This window comes from Burkholderia sp. RF7-non_BP4 (assembly GCF_001521935.1).
GTDB lineage: Bacteria > Pseudomonadota > Gammaproteobacteria > Burkholderiales > Burkholderiaceae > Burkholderia > Burkholderia diffusa.
Window position 1 is genome coordinate 45,331 of the sequence record NZ_LOTA01000091.1, and the last position, 17,863, is coordinate 63,193.

The 17,863-nt window shown below is 67.6% G+C and carries 17 protein-coding genes; 15 read left to right on the forward strand and 2 right to left on the reverse strand.

What is annotated here, in order from left to right:
* Nucleotides 1–4 precede the first annotated feature (4 nt).
* The 3 genes from ccsB to msrQ all read left to right on the forward strand — a co-directional run bounded on the left by ccsB (nt 5) and on the right by msrQ (nt 3,060).
* The gene (ccsB, locus tag WS49_RS28910; protein ID WP_059535582.1) at nt 5–1,195 is read left to right on the forward strand and encodes a c-type cytochrome biogenesis protein CcsB; all 1,191 of its coding nucleotides are present in this window, start codon (nt 5–7) and stop codon (nt 1,193–1,195) included.
* Between the two features lie 159 nt (nt 1,196–1,354).
* Nucleotides 1,355–2,350: a protein-methionine-sulfoxide reductase catalytic subunit MsrP gene (msrP, locus tag WS49_RS28915; RefSeq protein WP_059535584.1), complete on the forward strand. Its 996-nt coding sequence runs from the start codon at nt 1,355–1,357 to the stop codon at nt 2,348–2,350.
* Between the two features lie 20 nt (nt 2,351–2,370).
* Nucleotides 2,371–3,060, forward strand: coding sequence for a protein-methionine-sulfoxide reductase heme-binding subunit MsrQ (gene msrQ, locus WS49_RS28920; protein ID WP_059535669.1), 690 nt, complete (start codon nt 2,371–2,373; stop codon nt 3,058–3,060).
* An 86-nt stretch (nt 3,061–3,146) separates the two neighbouring features.
* On the opposite strand, the gene lptM is transcribed toward msrQ, so the two are convergent.
* Nucleotides 3,147–3,428, reverse strand: a complete 282-nt coding sequence (lptM, locus tag WS49_RS28925) for an LPS translocon maturation chaperone LptM (RefSeq protein WP_059535586.1) — start codon at nt 3,426–3,428, stop codon at nt 3,147–3,149.
* Between the two features lie 36 nt (nt 3,429–3,464).
* Between lptM and cyaY the strand changes: the two genes are divergently transcribed.
* On the forward strand, nt 3,465–3,791 hold the full coding sequence (gene cyaY / locus WS49_RS28930) for an iron donor protein CyaY (protein ID WP_059535587.1): 327 nt from the start codon (nt 3,465–3,467) through the stop codon (nt 3,789–3,791).
* A 98-nt stretch (nt 3,792–3,889) separates the two neighbouring features.
* Here the strand turns inward: cyaY and WS49_RS28935 are convergent, their stop codons facing one another.
* Nucleotides 3,890–6,277, reverse strand: a complete 2,388-nt coding sequence (locus WS49_RS28935) for a penicillin-binding protein 1A (protein ID WP_156441469.1) — start codon at nt 6,275–6,277, stop codon at nt 3,890–3,892.
* 226 nt (nt 6,278–6,503) lie between these two features.
* On the opposite strand from WS49_RS28935, the gene WS49_RS28940 reads away from it, so the two are divergent.
* The 11 genes from WS49_RS28940 (at nt 6,504) to WS49_RS28990 (ending at nt 17,855) form a co-directional block, all read left to right on the forward strand.
* Nucleotides 6,504–7,427, forward strand: a complete 924-nt coding sequence (locus tag WS49_RS28940; protein WP_059535591.1) for a hypothetical protein — start codon at nt 6,504–6,506, stop codon at nt 7,425–7,427.
* Nucleotides 7,424–8,059 (forward strand): fimbrial protein, encoded by a 636-nt coding sequence (locus WS49_RS28945; RefSeq protein ID WP_179949296.1) that lies wholly within the window; start codon nt 7,424–7,426, stop codon nt 8,057–8,059. The genes WS49_RS28940 and WS49_RS28945 overlap by 4 nt, the downstream gene beginning before the upstream one ends.
* Nucleotides 8,056–8,925, forward strand: coding sequence for a hypothetical protein (locus WS49_RS28950; RefSeq protein ID WP_059535593.1), 870 nt, complete (start codon nt 8,056–8,058; stop codon nt 8,923–8,925). The genes WS49_RS28945 and WS49_RS28950 overlap by 4 nt, the downstream gene beginning before the upstream one ends.
* Nucleotides 8,922–10,565, forward strand: coding sequence for a type IV pilus secretin PilQ (pilQ, locus tag WS49_RS28955; protein WP_059535595.1), 1,644 nt, complete (start codon nt 8,922–8,924; stop codon nt 10,563–10,565). Before WS49_RS28950 ends, pilQ begins: the two co-directional genes overlap by 4 nt.
* Nucleotides 10,566–10,605: 40 nt before the next feature.
* Nucleotides 10,606–11,160, forward strand: coding sequence for a shikimate kinase AroK (aroK, locus tag WS49_RS28960; RefSeq protein ID WP_059535597.1), 555 nt, complete (start codon nt 10,606–10,608; stop codon nt 11,158–11,160).
* The gene (gene aroB / locus WS49_RS28965; protein ID WP_059535599.1) at nt 11,157–12,236 is read left to right on the forward strand and encodes a 3-dehydroquinate synthase; all 1,080 of its coding nucleotides are present in this window, start codon (nt 11,157–11,159) and stop codon (nt 12,234–12,236) included. The genes aroK and aroB overlap by 4 nt, the downstream gene beginning before the upstream one ends.
* A gap of 41 nt (nt 12,237–12,277) precedes the next feature.
* Nucleotides 12,278–13,486: a deoxyguanosinetriphosphate triphosphohydrolase gene (locus WS49_RS28970; protein ID WP_059535601.1), complete on the forward strand. Its 1,209-nt coding sequence runs from the start codon at nt 12,278–12,280 to the stop codon at nt 13,484–13,486.
* A gap of 90 nt (nt 13,487–13,576) precedes the next feature.
* A complete protein-coding gene (ugpB, locus tag WS49_RS28975) occupies nt 13,577–14,911 on the forward strand; it encodes a sn-glycerol-3-phosphate ABC transporter substrate-binding protein UgpB (RefSeq protein WP_059535603.1) in 1,335 nt (444 codons plus the stop codon).
* 99 nt (nt 14,912–15,010) lie between these two features.
* Nucleotides 15,011–15,895: a sn-glycerol-3-phosphate ABC transporter permease UgpA gene (gene ugpA / locus WS49_RS28980; protein WP_059535674.1), complete on the forward strand. Its 885-nt coding sequence runs from the start codon at nt 15,011–15,013 to the stop codon at nt 15,893–15,895.
* The gene (gene ugpE / locus WS49_RS28985) at nt 15,892–16,737 is read left to right on the forward strand and encodes a sn-glycerol-3-phosphate ABC transporter permease UgpE (RefSeq protein WP_059535604.1); all 846 of its coding nucleotides are present in this window, start codon (nt 15,892–15,894) and stop codon (nt 16,735–16,737) included. The genes ugpA and ugpE overlap by 4 nt, the downstream gene beginning before the upstream one ends.
* 32 nt (nt 16,738–16,769) lie before the next feature.
* The gene (locus WS49_RS28990) at nt 16,770–17,855 is read left to right on the forward strand and encodes a sn-glycerol-3-phosphate import ATP-binding protein UgpC (protein WP_059535606.1); all 1,086 of its coding nucleotides are present in this window, start codon (nt 16,770–16,772) and stop codon (nt 17,853–17,855) included.
* The last annotated feature ends 8 nt before the right edge of the window (nt 17,856–17,863 follow it).

Genomic DNA, 17,863 nt, shown 5'->3' on the forward strand with positions numbered 1-17,863 from the left:
CATCATGGATCTCACTCAAGTTTCCTCTTCCCGTTCGGGGCCGGTCCAGGCCCCGAATCCGGCGCCGTTGTTCGACGACCGTCCGTTCCTCGCGCGCCTGTCGATCATCGACTGGCTGTTCGCCCTGGCACTCGTCGTCGGTGCGGGCTATGCGTTCGTGCATTACAACGAACACATGAATTACTACGACAAGGCGGTGATGATCGGCACGGTGCCGGCGCTTGTCGTGCTCGGCTGGCGCTGGAAGCCTGCGCGGCTGATGATGGCGTCGATCGCGGTGCTGTCGCTGCTGTCGATCCAGATCTACCAGGGTGATCTCGCGCGCGCCGATTCGGCGTTCTTCCTCAAGTACTTCCTGTCGAGCCAGTCCGCGATTCTGTGGATGAGCGCGCTGTTCGTGCTCGCGACGATCTTCTACTGGATCGGCCTGCTCGCGCGCTCCGAATCGGGCTCCGCGATCGGCCAGAAAATGACGTGGGTCGCGGTGCTGATGGGTTTCACCGGCCTGATGGTGCGCTGGTACGAGTCCTACCTGATCGGTGCCGACGTCGGGCATATCCCGGTGTCGAATCTGTATGAAGTCTTCGTGCTGTTCAGCCTGATCACCGCGCTGCTTTATCTGTATTACGAAGGCCACTACGGCACGCGCTCGCTCGGCGCGTTCGTGCTGCTGGTCATCAGCGCGGCCGTCGGCTTCCTGATGTGGTATTCGGTCGCGCGCGACGCGCAGCAGATCCAGCCGCTCGTGCCGGCGCTGCAGAGCTGGTGGATGAAGATTCACGTGCCGGCGAACTTCATCGGCTACGGCAGCTTCGCGCTGTCGGCGATGGTGTCGGTCGCGTACCTGATGAAGGAGCGCGGCGTGCTCGCCGATCGCCTGCCGACGCTCGAGGTGCTCGACGACGTGATGTACAAGTCGATCGCGGTCGGTTTCGCGTTCTTCACGATCGCAACGATCCTCGGCGCGCTGTGGGCCGCTGAAGCATGGGGTGGTTACTGGAGCTGGGACCCGAAGGAAACCTGGGCGCTGATCGTGTGGCTCAACTACGCGGCCTGGCTGCACATGCGCCTGATGAAGGGCCTGCGTGGCGCGGTCGCCGCCTGGTGGGCGCTCACGGGCCTGCTCGTGACGACGTTCGCGTTCCTCGGCGTCAACATGTTCCTGTCCGGGCTGCATAGCTACGGCAAGCTGTAAGATTTCCGACGTTGGTCCGACAAAAGACCGCCGGCGCACTGCGTGCCCGGCGGTTTTCTTTTGTAACGGGCGGGCGGGTCCGGGCGTCGAACGGCGCAGCACGGGTCGGGTCGAACGCTCATGAAGCGTGCGCGCCGCGCATGCAGGAGGAGCAGCACGATGTGGATCAAACACTCTTTGCGCACCGTACTGACCGGCGGTGATATCGCGCAGAGCCAGATTACGCCGCGCGCGGTATTCGAGAACCGGCGGCGCGTATTGCAGGCCGCCGGCCTGGCGGCGGCGGGCGGATTGCTCGGCGGCAGCGACGCGGCGTTCGCGGCCTATGCGTCGCCGGACGCGCGGGCCGCGAAGCTTGCGGCGAAAACTAACCCGAGGTTCGTCGCGGCCGACAAGGTGACGCCGTTCAAGGACATCACGTCCTACAACAACTTCTACGAATTCGGCACCGACAAGAGCGACCCGGCCCAGAACGCGGGCACGCTGCGGCCGCGCCCGTGGCGCTTGAGCGTCGAGGGCGAGGTGCTGCACCCGAAGGTGTTCGATCTCGACGAACTGCTGAAGCTCGCGCCGCTCGAGGAGCGCGTGTACCGGCTGCGTTGCGTCGAAGGATGGTCGATGGTGATTCCGTGGATCGGCGTGCCGCTGTCCGAGCTGATCAAACGCGTGCAGCCGACCGGCAACGCGAAATACGTGCAGTTCATCACGCTGGCCGACCCGTCGCAGATGCCTGGGTTGTCGGCGCCGGTGCTCGATTGGCCGTATTCGGAAGGGCTGCGGATGGACGAGGCGATGAATCCGCTGACGCTGCTGACGATGGGCATGTACGGCCAGGTGCTGCCGAACCAGAACGGCGCGCCGGTGCGGATCGTCGTGCCGTGGAAGTACGGCTTCAAGAGCGCGAAGTCGCTGGTGAAGATCCGCTTCGTCGACAAGCAGCCAAAGACGAGCTGGAACACGTATGCGTCGAACGAATACGGCTTCTATTCGAACGTGAACCCGAACGTCGATCACCCGCGCTGGAGCCAGGCGACCGAGCGCCGGATCGGCGAGGACGGCTTCTTCACGCCGAAGCGCAAGACGCTGATGTTCAACGGCTATGGCGATCTCGTGGCGTCGATGTATCAGGGCATGGACCTGAAAAAGAACTTCTGAGCTTGCCGGTGAGAAACGACATTCCTTCCTCCACGCTGACGCCCGCGCGCGCGTCCGGCATGCGCACGGCTGCCGCCGGTGGTGCAGGGGCCGGGGCGGCGCGTACCGCCTCGCCGCGCTGGCTTGCCCCCGCCAAGGTGCTGGTGTTCGCGGCCGGTCTCTATCCGCTCGCGCGTCTTGTGCTGTTCGGGCTGACCGACCGGCTCGGCGCGAACCCGATCGAGTTCATCACGCGTTCGACGGGCCTCTGGACGCTGGTGATGCTCTGCATCACGCTCGCCGTCACGCCGCTTCGGCGCGTGACGGGCGTTCCCGCATTGCTGCGCTTTCGCCGGATGATCGGCCTGTTCGCGTTCTTTTACGCGACGCTGCATTTCACGACGTATCTGTGGTTCGACAAGTGGTTCGACGTGCTCGCGATCCTGAAGGACGTCGGGAAGCGTCCGTTCATCACGGTCGGCTTCGCCGCGTTCGTGTTGCTGATTCCGCTGGCCGCGACGTCGCCGCGCGCGATGGTGCGCCGGCTCGGCCGTCACTGGGCGACGCTGCATCGCGCAATCTATGCGATTGCGCTGTTCGGCGTGCTGCATTTCTGGTGGATGAGGGCAGGCAAGCACAATCTCGCGCAGCCGAAGCTCTACGCGACGATCGTCGCGGTGCTGCTCGGCTGGCGGCTGCTTGAATGGGGCTGGCGGCGCATCCGTGCTTGACGATGCGGGCCTGAAAAAAACAAAAGGCGATGACGGGAAGTCATCGCCTTTGTTGCGAACGAAACCGCGCGGGCCGCGGGGTGCGATTATTGCGCGACAACCGGGCCGGATGCGGGCGTCGCGGCTCTCGACGCATCGCTCGACAGCTCCGGCGACAGCGTGAGCGGTGTGCCGGAAGAATCGGGAATGCTTTCGGTCGACGCGTTTTCATCGGTCGGCGTGACGTCCGACGGCGGCGTGTCCTGTTGCTGGATGGGCTTCGCCGGCAACGGCGGCACGGTGGGCAGATAGAGCGGGCCGCGTTGACCGCAGCCGGCAAGTATCGCCAAAGCCGCTACAATCGCGCTCATCCGGAAAACGACTCGCATGATCGTCCCTGAACAATTTAACCGATAGAGTTTAGCATGTCCGATACTGAATACCTGGCCCGTGCCGAGGCCGTGCTGGCGGCCGTCGAGCGTACCGTGGATGCCGCGAACGACGGCGACCACGACATCGATCTGGAGCGCAACGGCAGCGTGCTGACGCTGACGTTCGAGAACGGCTCGAAGATCATCATCAATCTCCAGCCGCCGATGAAGGAACTGTGGATCGCCGCGAAGGCGGGCGGATTCCATTACCGTTTCGTCGACGGCGAATGGCGCGATACGCGCACCGGCTCCGAGTTCTTCGCGGCGCTCACCGACTACGCGACGCAGCAGGCCGGCCAGCCGATCATGTTCGGCGCGTAACGTCCGGCGCTCGCCCGACCGGGCGCCCGATACGCCGGATCGAAGCACAAGAAAAAAGCGCCCCGCGGGGCGCTTTTTTCATGCTCGGGCCGTTCGTGTCAATGGCCGCGGAACAGGTTCATGATGTCCTGCTTCTCCTGCTCGTCGACGTGCGGCACGGGTTCGTCGGTGTTCTGCACCGCCGGCGCCTGCGGCACGCCGACCGTCGACACGAAGCCGTGCCCCGGCGTGAACTCGGTGAAGTAAAGCTCGCTGCCGAGCGCCTGGACGTCGTCCGGCATCGTCGGCTTGAACTCCGGCGTGCCCTTCAGTGCCGCGCCCATGTAGTCGATCCAGACCGGCAGCGACAGGCCGCCGCCGGTTTCGCGATCGCCGAGGCTGCGCGGATTGTCGTAGCCGATCCACGCGATCGCCGCGAGCGTGTGCTGGTAGCCGGCGAACCATGCGTCGTGCGAATCGTTCGTCGTACCGGTCTTGCCGGCGAGGTCGGTGCGCTTCAGCACGTTCGTGCGCGCGCCCGTGCCGCGCTGCGCGACGCTCTGCAGCAGGCTGTTCATCACGTACGCGTTGCGCGCGTCGATTGCGCGCGGCGCGTTCTGCTCGGCGATGAGCGGCTGCGCGCGGGCGACGATCGCGCCATTCGGATCGGTCACTTCGGCGATGAGGTACGGATTCACGCGGAAGCCGCCGTTCGCGAACACCGAGTACGCGCCGGCCATCTGCAACGGCGTGACCTGGCCCGCGCCGAGCGCCATCGGCAGATAGGCCGGATGGCGGTCGGCGTCGAAGCCGAAGCGCGTGATGTACTGCTGCGCGTACTTCGTGCCGATGTGGTTCAGGATCCGGATCGACACGAGGTTGCGCGAGCGCTGCAGCGCGGTGCGCATCGACATCGGGCCTTCGAAGCCGCCGCCGTAGTTCTTCGGCTCCCACGGCTGGCCGCCGGTTTCCGCGGCGCTGAAATACAGCGGGCCGTCGTTGATCACCGTGGCCGGCCCGAGGCCCTTGTCGAGCGACGCCGAGTAGATGAACGGCTTGAACGACGAACCCGGTTGCCGCCACGCCTGCGTGACGTGGTTGAACTTGTTCTTGTTGTAGTCGAAGCCGCCGACGAGCGAGCGGATCGCGCCGTCCTGCGGGACGATCGAGATGAACGCGCCCTCGACCTGCGGCAACTGCGTGATCGCCCACTTGCCTGCGTCGTTCTTCACGACCCGGACGATCGCGCCCGGCCGGATGCGGCGGTTTGGTTGCGCGCTGGCCGACAGCGCGCCCGACGCGAAGCGCAGGTTGTCGCCTTCGATCGTCGCGCTGCTGCCGTCGATGAAGGCGACGGTGATCTGGCGCGAGGTTGCGGCGGTGACGACCGCCGCGACCAGTTCGCCGTTGTCGGGGTGCTCGAGCAGCGCGTCGTCGATCGCCTGTTCGCGGTCGTCGGCGCCGGCCGGCAGCTCGATGAAGCCTTCCGGCCCGCGATAGCCGTGGCGGCGCTCGTAATCCATGATGCCCTTGCGCAGCGCGGTGTATGCGACCTGCTGGTCGGCGGAGTCGATCGTCGTGACGACGTTGAAGCCGCGCGTGTAGGTTTCCTCGCGGTACTGCGCGTACATCATCTGGCGGACCATTTCCGCGACGTACTCGGCGTGCACGCTGAATTCGCGGCCGGCGCCCTTGACGACGAGCGGCTGCGCGACGGCTTCGTCGTACTGCTCGCGCGTGATGAAGTTCAACTCGAGCATCCGTTGCAGGATGTATTCCTGGCGCACCTTCGCGCGCTTCGGATTGACGACCGGGTTATACGCGGACGGCGCCTTCGGCAGCCCCGCGAGCATTGCCGCTTCCGCGAGCGTGATGTCCTTCAAGTCCTTGCCGAAGTAGACCCGCGCGGCGCTCGCGAAGCCATACGCACGCTGGCCGAGATAGATCTGATTCATGTAGACCTCGAGAATCTGATCCTTCGTCAGCGCGCGCTCGATCCGGTACGCGAGCAGCATCTCGTAGATCTTGCGCGTGTAGGTCTTTTCGCTCGACAGGAAGAAGTTGCGCGCGACCTGCATCGTGATCGTGCTCGCGCCCTGCGACGCATGGCCGTTCGTCAGCGCGACGAAGCCGGCGCGGGCGATGCCGGTGAGGTCGACGCCGCCGTGATCGTAGAAGCGCGCATCCTCGATCGCGAGGATCGCCTTCTTGAGCGAGTCGGGTACGTCCTTGAAATGGACGATGTCGCGGCGCTCCTCACCGAATTCGCCGATCAGCACGTGATCCGACGTGTAGATCCGCAGCGGTACCTTCGGACGATAGTCGGTCAGCGCGTCGAGCGACGGCATGTTTGGCCACGCGACGACGAGCGCGTAGCCGAGCACGAGGCCGCCGGCCACGACGAGGGCCACGCACATCGCGGCGAGGCCGATCAGGACTTTCAGCCACCAGGACCGCTTCTTCGGCTCGGGCGCGGGAGGCGGGGACGTAGGGGACGTGGATTGCATAGGCATACCGGAAAACAGTCCCGCGATTATAGCTGCCCGGTAAGACGGTCCCTGACGCGGGGGACGTCCGCCGGCACGCGGCTGATCGCGGTGCCGTCAGTATGGGGTCCGCGCGGCCGCTCCGTGCCACGACTGGCCGTTCGGCCGACTGTCTGGCGCGCGCGCCGCTTTGCAGAATCAGGCCTCGGAAACGCGGCGTGGGCCGCGACGATCGCGGGAGGCTGGGATGGCAGGACGATGGGCGGCGCGGTTCGCGCCGGGCAGGCACCGCTCGACGGGCATCGACGTCGGGGCGGAAGAGGTGAGGGTGGCCGTGCTGAGCCGGCGCGGCCGGGCTGCGGACGTGCGGGTCGAAGGACTCGAGCGGGAGCCGGTCGGACTGGCGGGCGGGCCGGAGGACGCGCGCTGGGCTGCGGTCGCACGTGCGTTGGCGGCGGCGGTGTCGCGGCTGTCGGCGGCGGGCGTGCGTTGCGACGCGCGCGGCGTGATGGCGCTGCGCGATGACGAGATGCAGACCGCGACGCTCGATCTGGCCGGGCGCGACGACATCGCGGACGCCGCCCGGCAGGCGGCCGAGCGCATCTCGGGGCTGGCACCTGACGACCTCGCGTTCGACTGGCGGCAGGACGACGACGCGTGCCGGGGCGAGATTGCGGTCGCCGTGGCGCCGCAGGCATTGCTCGAGCGGCGGATCGACGTGGCCGCGCAGGCCGGCATCGATCTGACGGCCGTCGACGGCGAGTCGGCTGCCGCGCTGCGCGCGTTGCGCTATGCCGCGCAGTTCGAGCCCGACGCGCACGGCCCGTATGCCGCATTCTGGTTCAACGACACGGGCGTGCGCGGCTGGCGGATTGACGGTGCGATCGCCGCACCGGTGCTCGCGCTGTCCGGCGACGTGCGGGCGGCGTTGCCGGACGCATTGCGCCAGTGCGAGTTCGAGCCGGTGCGCTGCGTGCTCGTGGCCGGCGACGAGCGCTGCATCGCCCGCTGCGGCACGTCGGCCGCCGATATCGGCGATGCGCTCGGGGCGGCCGTGGTGCCGTTCGACTGCACCGGATGGGACGGTCTGCCGGGCGTACCCGCCGGCGCGCCGGGCGGTCCGGCGTTTGCCCTCGCGGTCGGGCTGGCGCTGCGCGGGGTGTGGGAATGATGGCCGATATGGGGTTCGGGCGGGCTGCCGCCGGCCATGCCGCGCTCGGGGGCTTCAATTTGCTGCCGTACCGTGAGCGGCTGGCGCAGGCGCTGCGGCGCCGCCGTGCCGCGCAATGCGGGGCGGCGATCGTGCTCGGCGCACTCGGGGCCGGTCTCTGGGCAGGGGTGGCGACAGCGTGGCGATGGCGCGTGGATGCCGAGCGCACGCGAGTGGAGGCGCGGCTACGGCAATTGCAGCCGCACGTCGATGCCGCACGGCGCACCGCCGGCGCGGCAGCCGATCTCGCGCAACGCGATGCGCGAGCGGCCGTGCTTGCCGCGCCGTATCGGCGCGTTGCCGGACTGCTGGCGACGCTGGCGCAGGTGCGCGACGACACGGTTCAGCTCGACGCATTGCGTACGACATCGTCCGGTGCCGAGCTCGACGCGCGTGCGACGAGTTACCGGACGGCTGCGCGATGGCTCGCACGCATCGCGGCCGAGCAGCGCGACTGGCGCTTCGACATCGGTGCGCTGACACCGGCTTCGGCCACGCCGGTCGCGGGTTCGGCCGTGCCGTTCCGTTTCTCCGTGCAGGTGCGCTGGCACGACGCGCCGCCGCGACAGACGGCAACGGGAGGCGGCGCATGACGGCGATCGTGCATCAGTCCATGCCTGACGGCGTCGAGTGGCTTGGCCGCGTGACGCGGATGTCGCCGGCCGCCGTGCACGCCGTTGGTTGCGCGCTCGCATTCGCGTTCGTGATGGGCGTGGGCGTTTATCTGATGAATGCCGTCGATGGAAGCGGACTCGCACGCAGCCGTGCATTGCTGGCAACGGCGCAGATACGGGCCGCCGACGCACAACGGCTGCTCGCGGCCGCCGCGCCGCGGCGCGATATGGGCCCGGCTGCCGCGCGCGACGCCAGCTCGCCGCCTGCGCGGGGGTGGCCCGCGCTGATGCTGGAGCTGGCCGACGTGGTCCGAGAAAGCGGACTGAGGGTGGTGTCGATCGAACCGCGGCGTACTGACGATGCGGCGCCGGATGGCCGGCGCACGATGCGGATCGTCGCGGAAGGCGGTTTTCCGGCGCTGCTGCGCCTGATGGGCGGGCTGGCGAGTTTCCCGGTGCTGGTGGTGCCGTCCGGGCTGCATATCGAGAGCAAACCGCCCGCGTCGCGGGTGGACATGACGATCGACGTGTTTCCGGCGCTGTCGGGGGCCCGGGTTCCGGACGGCGCGAAGGCGGTGCTTGCCGGCGCGCGGAGCGACGATCCATTCGGCGGAGCCGGTTCGCCGACGGTGGCTGACGATATGACGCCGCGCCTGGCCGGCACCATTCGCGACGGACGCACCGGGCTTGCGCTGTTCGACGCCGGCGATGGCGCATTCGCGACCGTTGCGCCGGGCGAGGCGTTCGGGGTGTCGCGTGTGGTGAGCGTCGATACCGGTGCCGTGACGGTCGCGACGGCCAATGGCGCACGCCGGCTCGTCGTGGACGACGGAGGTCATTCATGACGAAGTACGGATGGTGGGTGATCGCATTCTGGGCTGGATCGAGCGTGGCCGCCGTGGACGCGGCGCGATCGCCTTTGCCGCCGGCCGGCTGGCCGATCGGGGCGATACGGGCGTATGCCGAGGACACGCCGCTGCCGCAGGGCATGCCCGACGGCCTGGACGGCGTGAGCGGTAACGCGCCCGCGCACGATGGTCCACTGCCGTTCGACCAGGCGGCGCGCGCAGCGCTTCAGGCGAACACTCCGGCACCCGCGCCCCAACTGGAAGGGCAGCCGATTCCATTGCCTCCGCCGACGCGCATGAGCGACGCCGCGGCGCGGCACCCCGGCGATGCGGACGACGCGCGGCGAATCTCGCTGAATCTGCAGGGCGCCGGCCTCGCGGCCGCATTCGACGCGCTCGCGCGATTCACCGGGCTGAACATCGTCGTCGGCGAGCAGGTTCGCGGCACCGTGACATTACGTCTGAACAATGTCCGCTGGCGCGATGCGTTCGATACGTTGCTCGACACGCACGGGCTGGCGATGTCCCGGCGCGGCAACGTGATCTGGGTCACGCCGGCGGCCGAAGTCGCCGCGCGGGAGCGCGAGCGCTTCGAAACGCACGCACGCGCGGCCGAGCTGGAGCCGCTCGCGAGCCGAACCTTCGTGCTGCATTACCCGCGTGCGCAGGACGTGCAGCGGTTGCTGGCCGGGGCGACCGGCCAGCGCCTGCTGTCGAAGCGCGGCGCCGCGGCGGCCGATCCGCGCATGAACTTGTTGTTCGTCACCGATCTGGCGCCGCGCATCGAGCAGATCGCGGGCCTGATCGACGCGATCGACCGGCCGTCCCGACAGGTCCGGATCGAGGCGCGCATCGTCGAGGGCGAGCAGGGGTTCTCGCGCAACCTCGGCGCGCGCGTCGCGCTGCGCGCCCAGGGGCGGGCTCCCGCTGCAGACGGGGCGGCGACCGTGACGGACACACGCAACGCGCTCGACCTGGCCGCGCGACCGCTCGGCGGCTTCGAGGCGGCGACGGCCGGCTTCACATTGTTCGCCGCGCCGCTCAGCCGCGTGCTCGACGTCGAATTGAGCGCGCTCGAGGCGCAGGGCCGGGGCCAGATCGTTTCGAGCCCGCGCGTGGTGACGGCCGACCGCGTGAAGGCGATCGTCGAACAGGGCTCGGAGCTGCCGTACCAGGCGAAAGTCGGCAACGGCGTGAGCGGCGTGCAGTTCCGCCGCGCGACGCTGAAGCTCGAGGTCGAGCCGCAGATCACGCCCGACGGGCGCGTCGTGCTCGACCTGGACGTGACGAAGGACAGCATCGGCGAGCCGACGGCGGCCGGCCCGGCGATTCATACGAAGCACGTCCAGACGCGCGTCGAGGTCGAGGACGGCGGAACGGTCGCCATCGGCGGGATTTACGAGCAGTTGAACCGGGACGATGTGACGCGGGTGCCGCTCTTGGGCAAAATACCGGTTCTGGGCGCGCTTTTCCGGCACCGCGCGCGGCGCGACCAGCGCAACGAACTGGTCGTCTTCATCACGCCGACGGTCGTCGGCGCGCGTTGCGAAACGGTCGCCGCGGGCGACGCGGATGCAGAAAAAACGGGGCCGGAAGCCGGTGGCGCAGGCTCGACAAGGCAGCCGCTTTGCCAGTAAGCTGCGCCACACACCAGCAAGATTCAAGCAGAGGAAGCCGTTGCAAGCGCGGGACCCACACGCAAACGTATTTTTCGTCGGCCTTATGGGAGCGGGTAAGACCACCGTGGGCCGTGCGGTCGCGCGCCGGCTCGACAGGACGTTCTTCGACTCCGACCACGAAATCGAGGCCCGCACGGGTGCGCGCATTCCGGTGATCTTCGAGATGGAGGGCGAGGCCGGGTTTCGCGATCGCGAATCGCAGGTGATCGCCGATCTGACGCAGCGCGAGAACATCGTGCTCGCGACGGGCGGCGGCGCGGTGCTGCGCCCCGAAAATCGCGATTGCCTGAAAGCCAACGGCATCGTCATCTATCTGCGCGCCAATCCGCACGATCTGTGGCTGCGCACGCGCAAGGACAAGAACCGCCCGCTGTTGCAGACCGACGATCCGAAGGCGCGTCTCGAAGCGCTCTACGAAGTCCGCGACCCGCTGTACCGCGAATGCGCGGACTTCATCATCGAGACCGGCCGTCCGTCGGTCAACGGCCTCGTCAACATGGTGCTGATGCAACTCGAACTGGCAGGCGTCGTCGCCAAGCCGCTACAAGCATGATTACCGTCAACGTCGATCTGGGCGACCGCGCCTACCCGATTCACATTGGTGCCGGCCTGATCGGCCGCACCGAGCTGTTCGCTCCTCACATCGCCGGTTCGTCGGTCACGATCGTCACGAACACGACGGTCGATCCGCTCTACGGCGACGCGCTGCGCGCGGCGCTCGCGCCGCTCGGCAAGCGCGTCTCGACGGTCGTGCTGCCGGACGGCGAAGCCTACAAGAACTGGGAAACGCTGAACCTGATCTTCGACGGCCTGCTGACCGAGCGCGCCGACCGCAAGACGACGCTCGTCGCACTCGGCGGCGGCGTGATCGGCGACATGACCGGCTTCGCCGCCGCGTGCTACATGCGCGGCGTGCCGTTCATCCAGGTGCCGACGACGCTGCTGTCGCAGGTCGATTCGTCGGTCGGCGGCAAGACGGGCATCAACCACCCGCTCGGCAAGAACATGATCGGCGCGTTCTATCAGCCGCAGGCCGTGATCGCCGATATCGGCGCGCTGACCACGCTGCCCGATCGCGAGCTGGCGGCCGGCGTGGCCGAGGTCATCAAGACGGGCGCGATCGCCGATGCGGCATTCTTCGACTGGATCGAGGCGAACGTCGATGCGCTGAACCGCCGCGAGCCCGCCGCGCTCGCGCACGCGGTGAAGCGCTCGTGCGAGATCAAGGCGAGCGTGGTCGCGGCCGACGAACGCGAAGGCGGGCTGCGCGCGATCCTGAATTTCGGCCATACCTTCGGCCATGCGATCGAGGCCGGGCTCGGCTACGGCGAGTGGCTGCACGGCGAAGCGGTCGGCTGCGGGATGGTGATGGCGGGCGACCTGTCGGTGCGGCTCGGCCTCCTCGACGAAGCGTCGCGGCAGCGGCTCGATGCGGTGATCGCCGCCGCGCACCTGCCGGTCCGCGGGCCGGCGCTCGGCGATGCGCGCTATATGGACCTGATGCGCGTCGACAAGAAGGCCGAAGCCGGTGCGATCAAGTTCATCCTGCTGAAGCGATTCGGCGATACGCTGATCACCCAGGCGCCCGACGAAGCCGTGTTCGCCACGCTGGCGCAGACGACCCGGTAACGGCGCCCCGGATGCCCCGGCGCCCCTGACATGGAGGAGACGTGAGCGAGACATCCAGCAGCAAACCGTCCAAAGCCGGCCGCGCATCCGTCGCGGCGCTGGCCGAGCCGCCGACGCTGGCGGCGCTGGAAGCCCATCTCGCTCCGTATGCCGCCCATGCGTCGCAGTCGCGCGGCCGCCGCCATCACGAAACCCCGCCGGCGGCGCGCACCGAATTCCAGCGCGACCGCGACCGCATCGTTCATTCCACCGCGTTCCGCCGGCTCGAATACAAGACGCAGGTCTTCGTTAATCACGAAGGCGACCTGTTCCGCACCCGCCTCACGCACAGCCTCGAAGTCGCGCAGATCGCGCGTTCGGTCGCGCGCAACCTGCGGCTCAACGAGGATCTCGTCGAAGCGATCTCGCTCGCGCACGATCTCGGGCATACGCCGTTCGGCCATGCCGGGCAGGATGCGCTGAACGCGTGCATGCGCGAGCACGGCGGCTTCGAGCACAACCTGCAGAGCCTGGCCGTGGTCGATGAACTCGAGGAGCATTACGGCGCGTTCAACGGCCTGAACCTGTGCTTCGAGACGCGCGAAGGCATCCTCAAGCACTGCTCGCGCGAGAACGCGCGCAAGCTCGGCGCGCTCGGCGAGCGCTTTCTGCAAGGCCGCCAGCCGTCGCTGGAAGCGCAGCTCGCGAACATCGCGGACGAAATCGCGTACAACAACCACGACGTCGACGACGGCCTGCGCTCCGGCCTGATCACGATCGAGCAGCTCGCCGAAGTCGAGCTGTGGCAACGCCACTACGACGCCGCGCTCGCCGAATTCCCGCATCTGGAAGGCCGCCGCCTCGTCCACGAGACGGTGCGCCGCATCATCAACACGCTGATCGTCGACCTGATCGACGAGACCACGCGCAATCTCGCGCGCGTCGCGCCCGCGTCGCTCGACGACGTGCGCGACGCGCCGCAGCTCGTCGCGCACAGCGAGGCGATCGCCGCGCAGGCGGCCGCCCTCAAGCGTTTCCTGTTCAAGAACCTGTATCGCCACTACAAGGTGATGCGCATGGCGAACAAGGCGCAGCGCGTCGTCACCGGGCTGTTCGACGCGTTCATCGACGATCCGCGCCTGCTGCCGCCGCCTTACCAGTCGGACGACGACGCGCACCAGCCGCGCCTCGTCGCGCACTACATCGCCGGCATGACCGACCGCTTCGCGCTGAAGGAATATCAGCGCCTGTTCGTCGTCAACGACAACTGACTGTCACAAACGATCACTAGACTTCGCCGGTTCAATGGCGACGGGAATGTTGCACACGCTGTTGGTAACGTTTTCACAGGAGAGAGGTCGATGAAGAAGAAGCCCGCGGGGACCATGATTCGCTCGATCGCGCTGGGCGGCGCGTTGATGTTCGGTGTGCAGCATGCGGCGTTCGCCGTGACGGAGATCCAGTTCTGGCATGCGATGGAGTCGGCGCTGGGCGAGCGCGTGAATGAACTCGCCACGCAGTTCAACGCATCGCAGAGCGACTACAAGATCGTGCCGGTCTTCAAGGGCACTTACGACCAGGCACTCGCGGCGGGCATCGCCGCCTATCGCAGCGGCAACGCGCCGGCGATCCTCCAGGTCTACGAAGTCGGCACCGCGACGATGATGCAGGCGAAGAAGGCCGTCGTGCCGGTGTACGACGTGTTCAAGCAGGCCGGCGTGCCGCTCGACGAAAAGGCGTTCGTGCCGACCATCGCGAGCTACTACAGCGATGCGAAGACGGGCCATCTCGTGTCGATGCCGTTCAACAGCTCGACGCCGGTGCTGTACTACAACAAGGATGCGTTCAAGAAGGCCGGGCTCGATCCGAACCAGCCGCCGAAGACGTGGGCCGACGTGCAGGCCGCCGCGGAGAAGCTGCGCAAGTCCGGGATGACGTGCGGCTTCACGACCGGCTGGCAAGGCTGGATCCAGCTCGAGAACTACAGCGCGTGGCATGCGCTGCCGTTCGCGAGCCGCAACAACGGCTTCGACGGCACCGATGCGGCGCTCGAATTCAACAAGCCGCAGCAGATCGCGCACATCGCGTTCCTGCAGCAGATGCAGAAGGACGGCACGTTCACGTATGCGGGCCGCAAGGACGAAGCGTCCGCGAAGTTCTACAGCGGCGACTGCGGGATCCTGACGACGTCGTCGGGCGCGCTCGCGAACGTGCAGAAGTTCGCGAAGTTCAGCTACGGCACCGGCATGATGCCGTACGACGCGAACGTGAAGGGCGCGCCGCAGAACGCGATCATCGGCGGCGCGAGCCTGTGGGTGCTGGCCGGCAAGGATCCGGCGACCTACAAGGGCGTCGCGAAATTCCTCGCGTTCCTGGCCTCGCCGCCGACCGCCGCGAAGTGGCACCAGGAAACGGGCTACCTGCCGGTCACGACGGCCGCGTACGACCTCACGCGCCAGCAGGGCTTCTATGCGAAGAACCCGAGCGCGGAAACCGCGATCAAGCAGATGATGAACAAGCCGCCGCTGCCTTACACGAAGGGGCTGCGTCTCGGCAACATGCCGCAGATCCGCACGGTCGTCGACGAGGAACTGGAGCAGGTCTGGGCGCAGAAGAAGTCGCCGAAGGACGCGCTCGATTCCGCGGCCTCGCGCGGCGACGAGCTGCTGCGCCGCTTCGAGAAGTCGGGCGGCTGATCCCGCATCGCGCTCGTGCCGCCGGCCGCCGCATCGCATATGCGAGCGGGCGGCCGGCGGCGCGGTTCCTTTCCCGTTTCGCCTGACCGGATGCCCGCGATGCAATCCCGTTCCCGTTTCGGCGCGAGCCTGCTGCCGTACCTGCTCATCGCGCCGCAGCTCGCGATCACCGCCGTATTCTTCCTGTGGCCGGCCGGCGTCGCGCTGTGGCAGTCGACGCAGATGCAGGATGCATTCGGCACGTCGAGTGAATTCGTCGGCTTCGCGAACTTCACGCACCTGTTCGCCGATCCGCTGTACCTCGACTCGTTCCGCACGACGCTGGTGTTCAGCTCGCTCGTCACGGTCAGCGGGCTCGTCGTGTCGCTGCTGCTCGCCGCGTGCGCCGACCGCGTGATCCGCGGCGCGCGCGTGTACCGCACGCTGCTGATCTGGCCGTACGCGGTCGCGCCGACGATCGCGGCCGTGCTGTGGGCGTTCCTGTTCAACCCGAGCATCGGGCTCGTCACCTATGCGCTCGCGAAAGGCGGCATCGTGTGGAATCACGCGCTGAACGGCAGCCAGGCGATGTTCCTCGTCGTGCTCGCGTCGGTGTGGAAGCAGGTGAGCTACAACTTCCTGTTCTTCTACGCGGGGCTGCAGGCGATCCCGCGCTCGCTGATCGAGGCGGCGGCGATCGACGGCGCCGGCCCGGTGCGGCGCTTCTTCAACATCGTGCTGCCGCTGCTGTCGCCGACGAGCTTCTTCCTGCTGGTCGTGAATCTCGTCTACGCGTTCTTCGACACGTTCCCGGTGATCGACGCGGCCACCGCCGGCGGCCCCGCCCAAAGCACGAAAACGCTGATCTACAAGATCTTCACGGAGGGTTTCCAGGGCCTCGACATCGGCAGTTCGGGCGCGCAGTCGGTCGTGCTGATGATCATCGTCGTCGGCCTGACGGTGATCCAGTTCCGCTTCGTCGAACGCAGGGTGCAATACGCATGATCGAAAATCGCAAGGGCTTCGACCTGTTCTGCCACGCGGTGTTGATTGCGGGCGTCGTGCTGATCGTGTTCCCGGTGTACGTCGCGTTCTGCGCGGCGACCATGAACGCGCAGGAAGTGTTCACGATCCCGCTGTCGCTGGTGCCGAGCACGCACCTGCTGGAGAACATCGCTTACATCTGGGGGCACGGCAGCGGCGGCACGACGGCGCCGTTCGGCCGGCTGCTCGTCAACAGCTTCGTGATGGCGCTCGGGATCGCGGTCGGCAAGATCGCGGTGTCGATCCTGTCCGCGTACGCGATCGTCTATTTCCGCTTTCCGTTTCGCAACACCGCGTTCTGGCTGATCTTCATCACGCTGATGCTGCCGGTCGAGGTGCGGATCTTCCCGACCGTGCAGGTCGTGTCGACGCTGCACCTGACGAACACGTACGCGGGGCTTTCGCTGCCGCTGATCGCGTCGGCGACCGCGACGTTCCTGTTCCGCCAGTTCTTCATGACGCTGCCCGACGAGCTGATGGACGCCGCGCGCATCGACGGCGCGGGGCCGCTGCGGTTTTTCTGGGACGTGGTGCTGCCGCTGTCGAAGACGAGCATCGCGTCGCTGTTCGTGATCACGTTCATCTACGGCTGGAACCAGTATCTGTGGCCGATCCTGATCACGACGGAGGCGTCGCTGTCGACGGCGGTGGTGGGCATCAAGACGATGATCGCGAGCGGCGACGCCGCGACCGAGTGGCAATACGTAATGGCGGCGACGCTGCTGGCGATGATTCCGCCGCTCGTCGTCGTGCTGGCGATGCAGCGCTGGTTCGTGCGCGGCCTCGTCGATTCCGAGAAATGAACCACGGACGGTAACCGGGAGAAGGACCAGGTATGGCTGCGCTGAGCTTGAAGGGCGTCAGGAAATCCTACGACGGCAAGCAGCATGTGCTGCATGGCATCGACGTGGAGATCGCCGACGGCGAATTCATCGTGCTGGTCGGCCCGTCGGGCTGCGGCAAGTCGACGCTGCTGCGGATGATCGCGGGGCTCGAGACGGTGACGGACGGCGAGATCGCGATCGGCGAGCGCGTGGTCAACGCGCTGGAGCCGAAGGATCGCGACATCGCGATGGTGTTCCAGAATTACGCGCTGTATCCGCACATGACGGTCGCGCAGAACATGGGCTACGGGCTGAAGATTCGCGGCATCGAGCGCGCGACGATCGATGCGCGGGTGGCCGCGGCCGCGAAGATCCTCGAACTCGAGCCGCTGCTCGCGCGGCGGCCGCGCGAGCTGTCGGGCGGCCAGCGGCAGCGCGTGGCGATGGGGCGCGCGATCGTGCGCGAGCCGTCGGTGTTCCTGTTCGACGAGCCGCTGTCGAACCTCGACGCGAAGCTGCGCGTGCAGATGCGGCTGGAGATCCAGCGGCTGCATGCGCGGCTCGCGACGACGAGCGTGTACGTGACGCACGACCAGATCGAGGCGATGACGCTTGCACAGCGCGTGATCGTGATGAACCGCGGCTATGCGGAGCAGATCGGCGCGCCGGTCGACGTGTACGAGAAGCCGGCGACGGTGTTCGTCGCGGGCTTCATCGGCTCGCCGGCGATGAACCTGATGCATGGCCGGCTGTCCGAGGATGGCGCGACCTTCACGGTCGCGGGCGGCGGCCCGGCGCTGCCGGTTGCCGGCGCGCCCGGCATCGGCACCGCGATCGCCACGGGGCGCGACTGGGTGCTCGGCGTGCGGCCGGAGCACATGACGCCGCAGCCGGGTGTCGCGCAGGCGACGCTGCCGGTCGACTCGTGCGAGCTGCTCGGCGCGGACAACCTCGCGCACGGCCGCTGGGGCAACCACGACGTCGCGGTGCGCCTGCCGCACGCGGATCGTCCCGCGCGCGGCACGGCGCTGGCCGCCGCGCTGCCCGCGCATCGGCTGCACTTCTTCGATCCCGAGACCGGCAAGCGTGCCGGCTGACCCTGACG

Coding starts and splice junctions, on each gene's coding strand:
- ccsB (WP_059535582.1), top strand. CDS start 5: ATGGATCTCACTCAAGTTTCCTCTTCCCGTTCGGGGCCGGTCCAGGCC.
- msrP (WP_059535584.1), top strand. CDS start 1,355: ATGTGGATCAAACACTCTTTGCGCACCGTACTGACCGGCGGTGATATC.
- lptM (WP_059535586.1), bottom strand. CDS start 3,428: ATGCGAGTCGTTTTCCGGATGAGCGCGATTGTAGCGGCTTTGGCGATA.
- cyaY (WP_059535587.1), top strand. CDS start 3,465: ATGTCCGATACTGAATACCTGGCCCGTGCCGAGGCCGTGCTGGCGGCC.
- WS49_RS28935 (WP_156441469.1), bottom strand. CDS start 6,277: ATGCAATCCACGTCCCCTACGTCCCCGCCTCCCGCGCCCGAGCCGAAG.
- WS49_RS28940 (WP_059535591.1), top strand. CDS start 6,504: ATGGCAGGACGATGGGCGGCGCGGTTCGCGCCGGGCAGGCACCGCTCG.
- WS49_RS28945 (WP_179949296.1), top strand. CDS start 7,424: ATGATGGCCGATATGGGGTTCGGGCGGGCTGCCGCCGGCCATGCCGCG.
- WS49_RS28950 (WP_059535593.1), top strand. CDS start 8,056: ATGACGGCGATCGTGCATCAGTCCATGCCTGACGGCGTCGAGTGGCTT.
- pilQ (WP_059535595.1), top strand. CDS start 8,922: ATGACGAAGTACGGATGGTGGGTGATCGCATTCTGGGCTGGATCGAGC.
- aroB (WP_059535599.1), top strand. CDS start 11,157: ATGATTACCGTCAACGTCGATCTGGGCGACCGCGCCTACCCGATTCAC.
- ugpB (WP_059535603.1), top strand. CDS start 13,577: ATGAAGAAGAAGCCCGCGGGGACCATGATTCGCTCGATCGCGCTGGGC.
- ugpA (WP_059535674.1), top strand. CDS start 15,011: ATGCAATCCCGTTCCCGTTTCGGCGCGAGCCTGCTGCCGTACCTGCTC.
- ugpE (WP_059535604.1), top strand. CDS start 15,892: ATGATCGAAAATCGCAAGGGCTTCGACCTGTTCTGCCACGCGGTGTTG.
- WS49_RS28990 (WP_059535606.1), top strand. CDS start 16,770: ATGGCTGCGCTGAGCTTGAAGGGCGTCAGGAAATCCTACGACGGCAAG.